This is a genomic window from Streptomyces sp. NBC_01717 (assembly GCF_036248255.1).
Lineage (GTDB): Bacteria > Actinomycetota > Actinomycetes > Streptomycetales > Streptomycetaceae > Streptomyces.
Genome location: NZ_CP109178.1, coordinates 7,437,353 through 7,451,714, shown reverse-complemented (window position 1 = coordinate 7,451,714; position 14,362 = coordinate 7,437,353). Strand labels below are relative to the sequence as shown.

The following is a 14,362-nucleotide window of genomic DNA, read 5'->3' as shown; positions in this document are numbered from 1 at the left end:
TGTGCGACCGCCTCCCCGCCGCGGAGGAACGGGGAGGCGGTGACGTAAACGGGACGGCGTCAGGCCAGGTCACGCTTGGCGGCGATCTTCGACGAAAGGCCGAAGATCTCGATGAAGCCCTGTGCCTTGGACTGGTCGAACGTGTCGCCCGAGTCGTAGGTGGCGAGGTTGAAGTCGTACAGCGACTCGCTGGACTTCCGCCCGGTGACGACGGCACGGCCGGCGTGCAGCGTCATCCGGATGTCACCGGTGACGTGCTGGTTGGCCTCGTTGATGAAGCCGTCCAGGGCGCGCTTGAGCGGGGAGAACCACAGGCCGTCGTAGACCATCTCGCCCCAGCGCTGCTCGACCTGCCGCTTGTAGCGGGCCAGCTCGCGCTCGACGGTGACGTTCTCCAGCTCCTGGTGGGCGGTGATCAGTGCGATCGCGCCGGGGGCCTCGTACACCTCGCGGGACTTGATGCCGACGAGCCGGTCCTCGACCATGTCGATCCGGCCGATGCCCTGGGCGCCGGCCCGCTCGTTGAGCTGCTGGATCGCCTGGAGGACGGTGACGGGCTTGCCGTCGATGGCGACCGGGGCGCCCTCCTTGAAGGAGATGACGACCTCGTCGGCCTCGCGCAGGGTGGCCGGGTTCTCGGTGTACTCGTAGATGTCCTCGATCGGGGCGTTCCAGATGTCCTCCAGGAAGCCCGTCTCGACGGCGCGCCCGAAGACGTTCTGGTCGATCGAGTACGGGGACTTCTTGGTGGTCGCGATCGGGAGGTTCTTCTCCTCGCAGAAGGCGATCGCCTTGTCCCGGGTCATCGCGTAGTCACGGACCGGGGCGATGCACTTCAGGTCGGGGCCGAGCGCGGAGATGCCGGCCTCGAAGCGGACCTGGTCGTTGCCCTTGCCGGTGCAGCCGTGGGCGACGATGCCTGCGTTGTGCTTCTTGGCGGCGGCGACGAGGTGCTTGACGATGGTCGGCCGGGAGAGGGCCGACACCAGCGGGTAGCGGTCCATGTAGAGGGCGTTGGCCTTGATCGCCGGGAGACAGTACTCCTCGGCGAACTCGTCCTTGGCGTCCGCGACCTCGGCCTCGACGGCACCGCAGGCGAGCGCGCGCTTACGAATGACGTCCAGGTCCTCGCCGCCCTGGCCGACATCCACGGCAACGGCGATGACCTCGGCGCCCGTCTCCTCGGCGATCCAGCCGATGGCGACGGAGGTGTCCAGGCCGCCCGAGTAGGCGAGTACGACGCGCTCGGTCACGGGTTTCTCCTTACGGTGCATTCACTGTTGGGTATAACTATGCAGTCCTCCGTATGGTTTGTCAAAGCCGCTGATCAACGGCTCACCCGAACGCACGAGCCCGGACCGTAAATGCCGGGCCGGGACACCGTGCGGCCCTCTACGATCGGTCCGGCAGCGGTGTCCCGCCGGCTGAAATGCCCCTGCCGGGCGCCGCCTCGGCGCCGATACTCGCCGCATGGGAAAGACATACGCACGTATCGACGGACGGCTCAGGACCTTCATCGAAGAGCAGCACATCTTCTTCACCGCGACCGCCCCGCTGGGCGGTGACGGCACGGTCAACCTCTCTCCCAAGGGGGTCAGCGGCTCCTTCGCGGTCCTCGACGAGCGGACCGTGGCCTATCTGGACTTCGCCGGGAGCAATGCGGAGACCGTGGCCCATCTCCGGGAGAACGGTCGCATCACTCTGATGTGGTGTGCCTTCCAGGGGCCGCCGAACATCGTGCGGGTGCACGGCCGCGGCGAGCCGGTCTTCCGTGACGATCCGCGGTTCCCGGGGCTGCTCGGCCGTTTTACCGTCGACCCGGCCCCGCACGGGCTACGCGCCATCATCGTGGTGACGGCCGAGCTGATCCGGGACACCTGCGGGTTCGCGGTGCCGTACATGTCCTACGAGGAGGACCGGCCGCTGCACGCCCAGCGCTTCGCGCGCGAGGACGACACCTCGCTCAGCGAGTACTTCGGCAAGAAGGAGTACATCGCGGCGAGCATCGACGGGCTGCCGGGACTGCCGCTCCCGCTGCCCGTGATGCCCACCGTGGACTGACCGCTGGGCCGTACGGAGTACGTGCGGCGGTCGGCCCGGCGCCGTCGGGTCTACCGTCCGGTCCATGCGCACATCTCTGGTGACCGGGTCGGTTCTGCTCGCCCTCGTGGGTTCTTCGGCGGCCCGCCAAGCCGATTCGCCCCCGCTGCCGGAGCGGCTGGCCGACACGGGCGGCGGCTCGCAGCTGATCACGGCCGAGGCGCCCGGCACGGGATCCACCACGGGCACCGTCAGCTGGTGGAACCTGCAGTCGGGGAAGTGGGTACGGGCCGGGTCCGCGCCGGCCCGGTTCGGGGCGAAGGGGCTGACCGAGGGGGACACGCGGATCCAGGGCACGAACACCACCCCCACCGGTCTGTACGACCTGCCGTACGCCTTCGGCGTCGAAGCGGTGCCGGCCGGGACCCGCTATCCGTACCGCAGGGCCGGCGACCGGTCGTGGTGGTGCCAGGACAACGCGGCGCGCGCCTACAACCGTTGGGTGGAGCCGCTGCCCGCGGACTGCGGGGCCGGCGAGGCCGAGCATCTGGTCGCGTACCCGAAGCAGTACGCCCGCGCACTGGTCATCGGGTTCAACTACGACCGGCCGGTGCGCGGCCGGGGTGCGGGGATTTTCCTGCATGTGAACGGGAGCGGTGCGACCGCCGGCTGCGTCTCGGTACCGGCGCCTTCGATGGATCGGATCCTGGCCTGGGCGGACCCGGCCCGCCGACCGCACATCGCGATCGGGACCCATTCGGGCACGACCGCGATCACCCGCTACTGATCCGTCTCTCCGGGCCGCTCAGCGACTGTTCTGTGCCAGCCGCAGCAGGTGGTCGGCGAGCCCCTGACCGCCCGCCGGGTCCCGGCTGATCAGCATCAGCGTGTCGTCGCCCGCGATGGTGCCGAGGACGTCGTGCAGCTCCGCCTGGTCGATGGCCGAGGCCAGGAACTGGGCCGCGCCCGGGGGCGTACGCAGCACCACGAGGTTGGCCGAGGCCTCCGCCGAGATGAGCAGTTCGGAGGAGAGGCGCCGCATCCGCTCCTCCTTTGCGGACTCGCCGAGGGGTGCCTGCGGGGTGCGGAAGCCGCCCTCGCTCGGCACGGCGTAGATCAGCTCGCCGCCGGTGTTGCGGATCTTCACCGCGCCCAGTTCATCCAGATCGCGGGAGAGCGTCGCCTGGGTGACGCTCAGTCCGTCGTCGGCCAGGAGCTTCGCCAGCTGGCTCTGCGAGCGCACCGGCAGCCGGTTCAGGATGTCCACGATCCGGCGGTGGCGTGCCGTGCGGGTCTGCGGCACGGACGGCCCGCCGAACTCGGATTCCTGCGCCTCGGTCATCGTCGTCGCCTCATTCTCCGGAGCGCTTCTCTCCGGATTGTCCGTCCCCGTGTGCCGCGTCGAGAGCGCCGGACAGTGCCGCCAGGAACGCATCCACCTCTGCGTCACCGATGATCAGCGGCGGCATGAGCCGTACGACATCGGGGGCGGGCACGTTCACCAGGAGTCCGGCTCCCTGAGCCGCCTGTTGCACCTGCGGCGCAAGGGGCTCGGTGAGCACGATACCCAGCAACAGACCGGAGCCACGGACGTGGGAGACCAATGGGTGCCCCAGGGCCTCGACACCGTCCCGGATCCTCTCGCCGAGCCGCTTCACCCGGTCCAGGGCGCCGTCGGCGGCGAGTGTGTCCAGAACGGCGAGACCGGCGGCGCAGGCGATCGGGTTGCCGCCGAACGTCGTGCCGTGCTGGCCGGGCTTCAGCAGGTCGGCCGTCGCGCCGAAGGCGACGGTGGCGCCGATCGGCAGCCCGCCGCCGAGCCCCTTGGCGAGGGTGACGATGTCGGGCTCGACGCCCTGGTGGGCCTGGTACTCGAACCACTGGCCGCACCGGCCGACACCGGTCTGCACCTCGTCGAGGACGAGCAGGGTGCCGGTGGCCCGGGTGATCTCCCGGGCCGCCTCCAGATAGCCCTTGGGCGGGACGACCACACCGTTCTCACCCTGGATGGGCTCGATGATCACCAGCGCGGTGTCGGTGGTCACGGCGGCCCGGAGGGCGTCGACGTCGCCGTACGGCACATGTGTGACGTCGCCGGGCAGCGGAAGGAAGGGCTCCCGCTTCTTCGGCTGGCCGGTGAGGGCGAGCGCGCCCATGGTCCGGCCGTGGAAGCCGCCGTCGGTGGCGACCATATGGGTCCGCCCGGTGAGCCGGCCGATCTTGAAGGCGGCCTCGTTGGCCTCGGCGCCCGAGTTGGAGAAGTAGACGCGGCCGGTCCGGCCGAAGAGCTGGAGGAGCCGTTCGGCGAGCGCGACGGGCGGTTCGGCGATGAAAAGGTTGGAGACATGGCCCAGCGAGGCGATCTGGGTCGAGACGGCCTCGACGACGGCGGGGTGGGCGTGGCCCAGCGCGTTCACCGCGATGCCGCCGACGAAGTCGAGGTACTCGGTGCCGTCGGCGTCCCACACACGGGCACCTTCGCCGCGGACCAGGGAGAGCTGCGGGGTGCCGTAGTTGTCCATGAGCGAGCCCTGCCAGCGCTGCGAAAGCTCGGCGTTGGTCATGCTTCCCCCTGTGCGTCGGGTACGTCGGCCGCGTCGGGCACGACCATCGTGCCGATGCCTTCGTCGGTGAAGATTTCCAGCAGGATCGAGTGCTGGACCCGGCCGTCGATGACCCGGGCGGTCTCGACACCGTTGCGTACGGCGTGCAGGCAGCCCTGCATCTTCGGGACCATGCCGCTGGACAGCTCCGGCAGCAGCTTCTCCAGCTCGGTCGCGGTGAGCCTGCTGATCACGTCGTCGCTGTTGGGCCAGTCCTCGTAGAGGCCCTCGACGTCGGTGAGGACCATCAGCGTCTCGGCGTTCAGCGCGGCGGCGAGTGCGGCGGCCGCGGTGTCGGCGTTGACGTTGTAGACGTGGTTGTCGTCGGCGGAGCGCGCGATGGAGGAGACGACCGGGATCCGGCCGTCGTCGAGCAGCGCCTGGATGGCCCCGGTGTCGATCGCGGTGATCTCGCCGACCCGGCCGATGTCGACGAGTTCGCCGTCGATGGTGGGGCGGTGCCGGGTGGCGGTGATGGTGTGGGCGTCCTCGCCGGTCATGCCGACGGCGAGCGGGCCGTGCTGGTTGAGCAGGCCGACGAGCTCGCGCTGGACCTGTCCGGCCAGCACCATCCGTACGACGTCCATCGCCTCGGGCGTGGTGACGCGCAGCCCCGCCTTGAACTCGCTGACCAGGCCCTGCTTGTCGAGCTGGGCGCTGATCTGCGGGCCACCCCCGTGCACGACGACGGGCTTGAGGCCGGCCTGCCGCAGGAAGACGACGTCCTGGGCGAAGGCCGCCTTCAGCTCCTCGTCGATCATGGCGTTGCCGCCGAACTTGATGACGACGGTCTTGCCGTTGTGCCGGGTCAGCCAGGGCAGCGCCTCGATGAGGATCTCCGCCTTCGGGAGTGCGGTGTGTTTCCGCGCCGCGCTCATGAGCTGTACGCGCTGTTCTCGTGGACGTAGTCCGCGGTGAGGTCGTTGGCCCAGATGACGGCGGACTCGGTTCCGGTGGCCAGGTCGGCGGTGATCTCGACCTCCCGGTAGCGCATGTCGACCAGGTCGCGGTCCTCGCCGACGCCGCCGTTCTTGCAGACCCAGACGCCGTTGATGGCGACGTTCAGCTCGTCGGGCTCGAAGGCCGCCTTCGTCGTGCCGATCGCGGAGAGGACCCGGCCCCAGTTGGGGTCCTCGCCGTGGATGGCGCACTTGAGGAGGTTGTTACGCGCGATGGAGCGGCCCACCTCGACGGCGTCGTCCTCGGTCGCGGCGTTGATGACCTCGATCCGGATGTCCTTCGAGGCGCCCTCGGCGTCACCGATCAGCTGCCGGGCCAGGTCGGCGCAGACGGTCCGTACGGCCTCCGCGAACTCGCCCTGTTCCGGGGTGACACCGCTCGCACCGGAAGCCAGCAGCAGCACGGTGTCATTGGTCGACATGCAGCCGTCGGAGTCGACCCGGTCGAAGGTGGTGCGGGTGGCGGCGCGCAGCGCGGAGTCAAGACCGGCCGCTTCCACATCGGCGTCGGTGGTGAGGACGACCAGCATGGTGGCGAGTCCCGGCGCGAGCATGCCCGCACCCTTGGCCATCCCGCCCACGGTCCAGCCGTTGCCGCCCGCGACGGCGGTCTTGTGGACGGTGTCCGTGGTCTTGATCGCGATGGCGGCCTTCTCGCCGCCGTGCTCGCTCAGCGCCGCGGCGGCGGTCTCGATGCCGGGCAGCAGCTTGTCCATCGGGAGCAGCGTGCCGATCAGCCCGGTCGACGCGACGGCGATCTCACCGGCACTGTGGCCGACGAGGACCTCGGCGGCCTTCTCGGCGGTGGCGTGGGTGTCCTGGAAGCCCTGCGGGCCGGTACAGGCGTTGGCGCCACCGGAGTTGAGAACGACGGCGGTGACTTGGCCGCCCTTGAGGACCTGCTCCGACCAGAGGACGGGGGCGGCCTTCACGCGGTTCGAGGTGAAGACTCCCGCGGCGGCGCGGCGCGGCCCGTTGTTGACCACGAGGGCCAGATCCGGGTTGCCGCTCTCCTTGATCCCCGCGGCGATACCCGCCGCCGAGAACCCCTGTGCTGCCGTGACGCTCACGGTGCCACTCCGATCGTGGAAAGACCAGTGTCCTCGGGGAGTCCGAGGGCGATGTTCATGCTCTGCAGGGCGCCGCCGGCGGTGCCCTTGGCAAGGTTGTCGATGGCGCTGATGACGATGATCCGGCCTGCCGCCTCGTCGTAGGCGACCTGAATCTGTACGGCGTTGGAACCGTAGACGGACGCTGTGGCGGGCCACTCCCCCTCGGGGAGCAGGTCGACGAACGGTTCCTCGGCGAACGCCTTCTCGTACGCGGTACGAACCGACTCGGCACTCACACCCGGCTTCGCCTTTGCGCTGCACGTGGCGAGGATGCCGCGGGGCATCGGCGCCAGGGTCGGCGTGAAGGAGACCGTGACCGGCTCGCCGGCCGCGGCGCTGAGGTTCTGGATCATTTCCGGGGTGTGCCGGTGGACACCGCCGACGCCGTACGGGGACATGTTGCCCATCACCTCGGAACCGAGCAGATGCGGCTTGGCCGCCTTGCCCGCACCGGAGGTACCGGACGCGGCGACGATCACGGCCTCGGGCTCGGCGAGCTGGGCGGCGTACGCCGGGAAGAGCGCGAGGGAGACGGCCGTCGGGTAGCAGCCGGGCACCGCGATCCGCTTGGACCCCGCCAGCGCGGCGCGGGCACCGGGCAGTTCGGGCAGACCGTAGGGCCAGGTCCCGGCGTGCGGCGACCCGTAGAACTTCTCCCAGTCCGCGGCGTCCGTCAGCCGGAAGTCGGCGCCCATGTCGACGACGAGCACCTCGTCACCGAGCTGCTGCGCGACGGCGGCGGACTGCCCGTGCGGCAGGGCGAGAAAGACGACGTCGTGCCCGGCGAGGATCTCGGCGGTGGTCGGCTGCAGGACCCGGTCGGCGAGCGGCCGGAGATGGGGCTGCAGGGCGCCGAGCTTCTGCCCCGCGTTGGTGTTGCCGGTGAGGGCCCCGATCTCGACCTCGGGGTGAACCAGCAGCAGACGGAGCAGCTCCCCGCCGGCGTATCCGCTCGCTCCTGCTACCGCTGCACGTACCGGCATCGAAATCCTCCTCGTCGATGGCATGACTATACGCATCGCTGCACTTTTATGCAAAGGCCACACGAGCCGATCGGCCGCGTACACGAGCCGATCGGCCGCGCCGCCGAGTCCGAGCGTGCCAGTCGGCCCTTTTGGCGCGGACGGCACACCCCTGCAGTTCCGCCGGCGCCCGATGACGAGCACCCCGCCCGCAGGGGTCCCACCTGGCCGCCCCCGGCCGATCGGGCCCTCGGGCCACCCCTTGCGGTGGTGGCCGACAGCCCGGATGTCAGGATGGAACCATGACGACCAAGGTTTTTTTCGACATCACCATCAATGACGAGCCCGCCGGGCGGATCACGTTCAACCTGTTCGACGACGTGGTCCCGAAGACCACGGAGAACTTCCGCGCGCTGGCGACCGGCGAGAAGGGCTTCGGCTACAAGGGCTCTTCCTTCCACCGGGTCATCCCCGACTTCATGCTCCAGGGCGGCGACTTCACCAGCGGCGACGGCCGCGGCGGCAAGAGCATCTACGGCGAGAAGTTCGCCGACGAGAACTTCAAGCTCACGCACGACAAGCCCGGTCTGCTCTCGATGGCGAACGCGGGCCCGAACAGCAACGGCTCGCAGTTCTTCATCACCACGATCGTGACGTCGTGGCTGGACGGCAAGCACGTCGTGTTCGGCGAGGTCGACGGCCAGGAGAGCATGGACCTGGTCAAGAAGATCGAGAGCTACGGCTCGCAGAGCGGCAAGACCCGGGCGAAGGTCACCATCGCCGACTGCGGCGTCCTCTGACCGTACGAGGGACTCGCGGGCGCACCTGAGGTGCCTGGCCGGGATGGACTACACCGCCTGACCCCCTCCGGACGCGACACCACTCCTCCCCTCGCGCACCGCACCCGAGCGCGTCGGGCCGGCCACCTGCCGGTCCGGCGCGCTCTGCGTGTCTGCGCACACCTTCCGTCTTCCATGCAGTGTCAACCGATGATTGACACTGCATGACCGTCAACCTACGGTTGACACATGACGAAACCCGTACGCATGACGAACCCGGTTCGGCTCGACGACCTGATCGAGGCCATCAAGAATGTCCACTCCGACGCTCTCGAGCAGCTCTCGGACGCGGTCATCGCCGCGGACCACCTCGGTGACGTGGCCGACCATCTGATCGGCCACTTCGTCGACCAGGCCCGGCGCTCCGGGGCCTCCTGGACGGAGATCGGCAAGAGCATGGGCGTCACCCGGCAGGCGGCCCAGAAGCGCTTCGTCGCCAAGGCTCCCGGCGAACCGTCGGACCTCGACCCCGGTCAGGGGTTCAGCCGGTTCACCCCGCGGGCGCGGAACGTCGTGATGGCCGCACAGAACGAGGCCCGCGCCGCAGACAACGACGAGATCCTGCCCGAACATCTGGCGCTCGGACTGCTCAGCGAGCCGGAGGGGCTCGCCGCGGCATTCATCAAGGCGCAGGGCATCGCCCTGGACTCCGTCCGCCAGGCCGCGACCGAGGCGCTGCCACCCGCGGCGGACGAGCTCCCGGAGCTCATCCCGTACGACGCCGGGGCCCGCAAGGTGCTCGAGCTGACGTTCCGGGAGGCCCTGCGGCTGGGCCACAACTACGTGGGCACGGAGCACATCCTGCTCGCCCTGCTGGAGCACGAGGACGGCTCTGGCGTGCTGAGCGGGCTGGGCATCGACAAGGCGACCGCGGAGACCGGCATCGCCGAGGCCGTCACGCTCGCCGCCGCCGGCGCACGCCAGGAGGACTGACCCGGCGCGAACGGCCGCAATAGAGTGGAAGGGAGCAAGGAGGTGCCTCATGCGGAAGGTCACCGACTGCCGGGAGTATCCCAGCGAGACGAAATGCACCCCTGCCCTCTCCGGTGAGCCGGAGGAAGTGGTCCGCGCCACGAGCGATCTGGCCGTGTCGGTGCACGGTCACGCGGACGACCGGGAGATCCGGGAGCAGACCGGGGCCGGACTGCGGGACGAGCCCACCCAGCTCGCCTGAACCCCACCCCGCATCACATACGGACACACGCACGAGCCCGCCGCGGCACACGTCTTCTCGTGGCCGACGCCGGGGGCCGAGCGCCCGGCACCTGTGAAGCGGCCTCGCGGCCGGGCCGGGGAACCGGCCCGGCCGACACGTCAGAGCGCCTCGTACACCGCCTCGATCAGCGCCATCTTGCGCGGGTCGTCTGCGATGTGCGGGCCCATCCGGTTCATGACGTACCCCAGGGCGACGCCCGCCTCCGGGTCGGCGAGGCCGCAGGAGCCGCCCGCGCCGTCATGACCGAAAGCGCGCGGATTGGGGCCGTACGAGGCCTGTGGGCCGCTCAGCCACAGGCCGAGGGCGATCTCCGTGTCGTGGTCGAAGCCGATGCCGAGCACCAGGTCCCGGCAGCTGCCCTGACCCTCGCGGGCTCGCTCGGCGGCCGCCTCGGAGAGGATCCGCCGGTCGCCGAGCCGGCCCCGGCCGGCGAAGATCCCGTAGAGCGCGGCGACGGCGCGGGCGGTGCCGTGGCCGTTGGCCGCGGGGATCTCGGCGGCCCGCCACTCGGGCGTATTGGCTGCGGGCGCGCCGGTCGGCGGGTTGAGCAGCGAAGCGACGGCCACCGGCGCCATCCGGGCGAACAGCGCCGCCTGCTCGCCCGCGGCGGACTTCGGCACGACGAGCTCCGCGACGCGGTCCGCCTCCTTCTCCGGAAGGCCGATGGTGAAGTCGATACCGAGCGGTCCGGTGACCTCCTGCCGGAGGAACTCGCCCGGCAGCAGTCCGGTGATCCGGCGGATGACCTCGCCGACCAGGAAGCCGTACGAGAGCGCGTGGTATCCCGATCGGGTTCCGGGTTCCCACCAGGGCTCGGTCGCCGCCAGCCGGGTGGTGGTCACCTCCCAGTCGTACAGGTCGTCCAGGCTGTGCGGCTCGCGCAGCCCGGCCACACCCGAGCGGTGCGAGAGCAGATGGCGTACGAGAACGGCTTCCTTGCCGGCCGCGGCGAATTCCGGCCAGTACGTGGCGACGGGGGCGTCGAAGTCGAGCAGCCCCCGGTCCGCGAGGATGTGGGCGCAGAGCGCGGTCGGGCCCTTGCTGGTGGACCAGACGTTGACCAGGGTTTCCCGCTCCCAGGGGCGGGTCCGGGCCTCGTCGGCCCAGCCGCCCCAGAGGTCGGCCACGGGTTCCCCGTCGACCAGGACCGTGACGGCCGCGCCGAGTTCGTCGCGCTCCCGGAAATTCGCTTCGAATGCGGCGCGTACACCTGAGAATCGGTCGTCGCAGTGGCCGTGGATCTGCGGCACGGTGGCCTCCCTCGCCTGGACATGCCTGGTGGTGCAGGGTCGATGGGCAACATACCGACTGGTCGGACCGGCGGGAAGATGTCGGGAACTCCCACGGCGGAACGGTTCACCGGATCAGCGGGGTCCCGCTTCGAGCCGCAGGCACCAGCGGCCCGGCCCGCCGATGAGCGTGATGATGGAGAGCGGTCGGACGTCCACGTTCCAGTACGTCGAGGGCGGCACCCCCAGCGCGTAGACGAGGGCTGCCCGGACGACGGCCGGCTCCGCGACGGCGACGATCGAACCCTCGCAGGCGGGGCGGGTGTCCAGCCAGCCCCCTATCCGCGAGATGAACGCGAGCAGGGGTTCACCGCCGTGCGGCGCCGAGCGCGGGTCGGCGAGCCAGGCGTCCACCGCGGCCGGTTCGCGGGCCGCCACATCGGAGAGGGTCAAGCCGCGCCAGCGGCCCATGTCGCAGTCGCGCAGAGCCGGTTGGGCCATCGGGGCGTAACCGAGCGCCTCCCCGGTGGCGCGGCTGCGTGCCGTCGGCGAGCAGTAGCGCAGTTCGGCGGCACCCAGGGGCACCAGGGCCTGCGCGGCGAGCTGCACCTCGTGCCAGCCGGCCTGGTCGAGCGGCCGGTCGTCGTCGAAGCGCTCGGCGAGCAGTGAGGAGCTGCGCGCCGCGGCGACGAGCGAGACTCGAACACTCATGGCGCAGATCGTGGAGCGGAACGCCCGCCCAGGTCAAGGGGGCGCCTGGTCAGACGGATCCGACGGCGTCGAGCCGGAGATGCATCCACTTCTCGGGGCTCCCCAACGGCTTGAAGCCGACCTTCTCGTAGACCCCGTGGGCGTCGTCGGTGGCGAGCGTGAGCCTGCGGAGGCCGGTCGGGGCGAGGTGGTCGCGCACGGCGGCGGCGAGCCGGGTGCCGAGACCGTGACCGCGGGCCGGCCGGTCGACGTACACGTCACAGAGCCAGGCGAAGGTGGCGTGATCCGTCACCACCCGGGCGTAGCCGACCTGTTCCCCCGAAATGGTGTCGTACGCACCGAAGTTGAGCGAGCCGGCGATCGCCAGGTCCTGCTTCTCGCGGGTACGGCCCAGGGCCCAGTAGGCGTCGGTGGAGAGCCAGTGATGGATCCGGGCCGGGTCCAGCCGGGCCGGATCGGACGAGATCTCGTAACGCTGCTGGGGGCTGTCAGTCATGCCCGGAGGATAGATGGTGCGGGCCGGAGGCGGCGAAGAGTTTGTCGCAGGCGGAGCGCAGTCGGCGCACTCCCTCGGTGATCTCGCCCGCTCCGGCGACGGCCGCAAAGCTCAACCGCACCTGGGCGGACGGAGGTTCGGCGCAGTAGTAGGGGCGGCCCGGCGCGATCGCGACGCCCGCGCGCAGTGCGGCCGAGACGAACGCCGCTTCGTCCGCGCTCGTCGCCGCGTCCGGCAGCCGCAGCCAGAGACTGCCGCCGCCCGCGGGGATGTGCGGGAGCGAGAAGTCGGGCAGTTCCAGCCTCAGCGCGGCCGTCATGACGGTCCGCCGGTTCTTCAGCTCCGTCGATACGGACCGCAGATGGTGACCCCAGGCCGGGGAGCCGACCAGTTCCAGGGTGGCTTCCTGGAGCGGGCGGGGGACGAAGAAGTTGTCGACGACCTGGAGGGCACGCAGCCGTTCCCGTACCGGTCCGCGGGCGGCCAGCGCACCCACCCGCAGGCTGGGTGCGGTGACCTTGGTGAGGGAGCAGACGTACACGACGACGCCGTCGGGGTCGTCGGCGGCAAGCGGCGCCGGCAACGGGCCCGCGTCGTCGTGGACGAGCCGGCGGGCGAAGTCGTCCTCGACGACGAAGGCCCCCGCCTCGCGGGCGATCCGGACGACTTCGCCGCGCCGGGCCGGGGCGAGGACCGCACCGGTCGGGTTCTGGAAGAGCGGCTGACATACGAAAACGCGCGCGCCGGTGGCCCGGAAGGCTGCGGCGAGCAGTTCGGGTCGCACCCCGTCGGCGTCGACCGGCACCGGGACCGGCCGCAGTCCGGTGGCGCGGGCGGCCGCCAGCATGCCCGGGTAGGTGGGCGATTCGACGAGGACGGGGGCGCCGGGCGGGGCAAGGGCGCGCAGGGCGGTGGCCAGGGCGCTCTGGCCGCCCGCGGTGATCAGCACGTCGGCGGCGGTGAGCGAGGGCCCGATCTCGCGGGCGAACCAGGCGCGCAGTTCGGTGAGACCGTCGGTGGGCGGGCGGCCCCAGGCGCCGGGGCGGCGGCCGGCCCGGGCGAGGGCGGCGGCGAGGGCCCGTTCGGGCTGGAGCGAGGGGTGGAGGTAGCCGCCGTTCAGTTCGATGACGCCGGGCGGCGGTGCGACGAGTGTGATCAGGACACCGGACGCGTCGACGGTTCGCGGCACGACCTCGGGGCCGCCGTCGCCACTGAGGGAGATCTCCTGCCAGGAGGTGTCGCCGGGCGGGGACACGTCGGTACGGGGCTGCGCCCGGAAGGCGCCGGAGCCGGGGCGGGTGACGACGAGCCCCTCGGCAGCGAGCTGCGCGATGGCCCGGGAGACGGTCACGGGGCTGACCCGGAATCGCTCCACGAGAGCCCGACTCGACGGCAGCTTCCCACCTGGTGAGTAGCGGTTCAGCTCAGCCCGTAGGGAACTGGTCAGTTCGGCGACGCTGCTACGCTCCTGCATGAGAGCAAAGGATAGCGCTACCCGATCCACGCCGATAGCGGTCGCCCCGCCGACGGGCAGGACCGGCAGTCTTCTCGCCGGACTCGGCGTGGTCGCCTTCTCGCTGACGTTTCCGTCCACCGTCTGGGGGCTGGAGAGCTTCGGCCCCTGGTCGCTGGTGATCCTGCGCAGCCTGCTGGCCGCGCTGATCGCGGGCGGGATGCTGCTCGCGGGACGGGTCCCGATACCGGACCGCCGCCACTGGAGCGGGCTCGCGGTCGTCTGCTGGTGTGCGCGGCGGGGTACGCGGAGGGCGGCAGGCTGGCGGGGGTGATGCCGGGGTGGCAGGTGATCGGCTGGGCGCTGGTCCTCGCGGCTCCGCTGATGGTGGCGGGCGCGGCGGTCGCGCTCCCCCTCGAGCCGGTGCGGCTGACCGCGCACGGGATCATCGGCCTGGTGTGGGTCGCGGTGGGTTCGACCTTCGTCGGCCTGTACATCTGGTACCGGGGCATGGCGGAGATCGGCGTTCCGCGGGCCAGTCAGCTTCAGCTCGCGCAGCCGCTGCTGACTCTGGTGTGGTCGTTCCTGCTGCTCGGTGAGGAGGTCTCGGCGGCCGCGCCGGTAGCGGCGGTGGCCGTGCTCGTCTGTATCGCGGCAACCCAGCGGTCGGGGGCTCGGCGGTAGTCCGCCCGGTGCGCAAGGGCATCCGGTCATAGACTTGTCGACAAGGACCGCCACCCGT

At 70.8% G+C, this 14,362-nt stretch carries 15 protein-coding genes and 1 pseudogene; 6 read left to right on the top strand and 10 right to left on the bottom strand.

The window, feature by feature from the left end:
* Positions 1 to 59: 59 nt before the first annotated feature.
* On the bottom strand, positions 60 to 1,253 hold the full coding sequence (locus OHB49_RS33720) for an argininosuccinate synthase (protein WP_329164720.1): 1,194 nt from the start codon (positions 1,251 to 1,253) through the stop codon (positions 60 to 62).
* Between the two features lie 217 nt (positions 1,254 to 1,470).
* Between OHB49_RS33720 and OHB49_RS33715 the strand changes: the two genes are divergently transcribed.
* Positions 1,471 to 2,061: a pyridoxamine 5'-phosphate oxidase family protein gene (locus tag OHB49_RS33715; RefSeq protein ID WP_030968613.1), complete on the top strand. Its 591-nt coding sequence runs from the start codon at positions 1,471 to 1,473 to the stop codon at positions 2,059 to 2,061.
* Positions 2,062 to 2,125: 64 nt separating this feature from the next.
* The gene (locus tag OHB49_RS33710; protein WP_329164719.1) at positions 2,126 to 2,827 is read left to right on the top strand and encodes a L,D-transpeptidase family protein; all 702 of its coding nucleotides are present in this window, start codon (positions 2,126 to 2,128) and stop codon (positions 2,825 to 2,827) included.
* Between the two features lie 18 nt (positions 2,828 to 2,845).
* Here the strand turns inward: OHB49_RS33710 and OHB49_RS33705 are convergent, their stop codons facing one another.
* From OHB49_RS33705 to argC, 5 genes are read right to left on the bottom strand one after another with little or no spacing between them, the layout of a single operon-like run.
* Complete coding sequence (locus OHB49_RS33705) at positions 2,846 to 3,382, bottom strand: arginine repressor (protein WP_329164717.1); 537 nt, start codon at positions 3,380 to 3,382, stop codon at positions 2,846 to 2,848.
* A 10-nt stretch (positions 3,383 to 3,392) separates the two neighbouring features.
* Positions 3,393 to 4,604 (bottom strand): acetylornithine transaminase, encoded by a 1,212-nt coding sequence (locus OHB49_RS33700; RefSeq protein WP_329164715.1) that lies wholly within the window; start codon positions 4,602 to 4,604, stop codon positions 3,393 to 3,395.
* Positions 4,601 to 5,521: an acetylglutamate kinase gene (gene argB / locus OHB49_RS33695; RefSeq protein ID WP_030968605.1), complete on the bottom strand. Its 921-nt coding sequence runs from the start codon at positions 5,519 to 5,521 to the stop codon at positions 4,601 to 4,603. The genes OHB49_RS33700 and argB overlap by 4 nt, the downstream gene beginning before the upstream one ends.
* The gene (gene argJ / locus OHB49_RS33690; RefSeq protein ID WP_329164713.1) at positions 5,518 to 6,672 is read right to left on the bottom strand and encodes a bifunctional glutamate N-acetyltransferase/amino-acid acetyltransferase ArgJ; all 1,155 of its coding nucleotides are present in this window, start codon (positions 6,670 to 6,672) and stop codon (positions 5,518 to 5,520) included. Before argJ ends, argB begins: the two co-directional genes overlap by 4 nt.
* Positions 6,669 to 7,697: an N-acetyl-gamma-glutamyl-phosphate reductase gene (gene argC / locus OHB49_RS33685; protein WP_030968603.1), complete on the bottom strand. Its 1,029-nt coding sequence runs from the start codon at positions 7,695 to 7,697 to the stop codon at positions 6,669 to 6,671. Before argC ends, argJ begins: the two co-directional genes overlap by 4 nt.
* Positions 7,698 to 7,978: 281 nt before the next feature.
* Between argC and OHB49_RS33680 the strand changes: the two genes are divergently transcribed.
* The 3 genes from OHB49_RS33680 to OHB49_RS33670 all read left to right on the top strand — a co-directional run bounded on the left by OHB49_RS33680 (position 7,979) and on the right by OHB49_RS33670 (position 9,689).
* Positions 7,979 to 8,476 carry a peptidylprolyl isomerase gene (locus OHB49_RS33680; RefSeq protein ID WP_030968602.1) on the top strand — a complete coding sequence of 166 codons (498 nt, stop codon included), beginning with the start codon at positions 7,979 to 7,981 and terminating at the stop codon, positions 8,474 to 8,476.
* Positions 8,477 to 8,704: 228 nt separating this feature from the next.
* On the top strand, positions 8,705 to 9,448 hold the full coding sequence (locus tag OHB49_RS33675; protein WP_329164712.1) for a Clp protease N-terminal domain-containing protein: 744 nt from the start codon (positions 8,705 to 8,707) through the stop codon (positions 9,446 to 9,448).
* Positions 9,449 to 9,497: 49 nt separating this feature from the next.
* A complete protein-coding gene (locus OHB49_RS33670) occupies positions 9,498 to 9,689 on the top strand; it encodes a hypothetical protein (RefSeq protein WP_030968600.1) in 192 nt (63 codons plus the stop codon).
* Between the two features lie 140 nt (positions 9,690 to 9,829).
* Here OHB49_RS33670 and OHB49_RS33665 read toward each other — a convergent pair whose 3' ends face one another.
* From OHB49_RS33665 to OHB49_RS33650, 4 genes are all read right to left on the bottom strand, one after another.
* Positions 9,830 to 10,981, bottom strand: a complete 1,152-nt coding sequence (locus tag OHB49_RS33665) for a serine hydrolase domain-containing protein (protein ID WP_329164710.1) — start codon at positions 10,979 to 10,981, stop codon at positions 9,830 to 9,832.
* Positions 10,982 to 11,095: 114 nt separating this feature from the next.
* Positions 11,096 to 11,671, bottom strand: a complete 576-nt coding sequence (locus OHB49_RS33660; RefSeq protein ID WP_329164709.1) for a histidine phosphatase family protein — start codon at positions 11,669 to 11,671, stop codon at positions 11,096 to 11,098.
* A 49-nt stretch (positions 11,672 to 11,720) separates the two neighbouring features.
* A complete protein-coding gene (locus OHB49_RS33655; RefSeq protein WP_030968597.1) occupies positions 11,721 to 12,167 on the bottom strand; it encodes a GNAT family N-acetyltransferase in 447 nt (148 codons plus the stop codon).
* Positions 12,160 to 13,641, bottom strand: a complete 1,482-nt coding sequence (locus OHB49_RS33650; protein ID WP_329164707.1) for an aminotransferase-like domain-containing protein — start codon at positions 13,639 to 13,641, stop codon at positions 12,160 to 12,162. The genes OHB49_RS33655 and OHB49_RS33650 overlap by 8 nt, the downstream gene beginning before the upstream one ends.
* Between OHB49_RS33650 and OHB49_RS33645 the strand changes: the two are divergent.
* A pseudogene (locus OHB49_RS33645) lies at positions 13,640 to 14,304 on the top strand (EamA family transporter). The gene OHB49_RS33650 and the pseudogene OHB49_RS33645 sit on opposite strands and share 2 nt — an antisense overlap.
* The last annotated feature ends 58 nt before the right edge of the window (positions 14,305 to 14,362 follow it).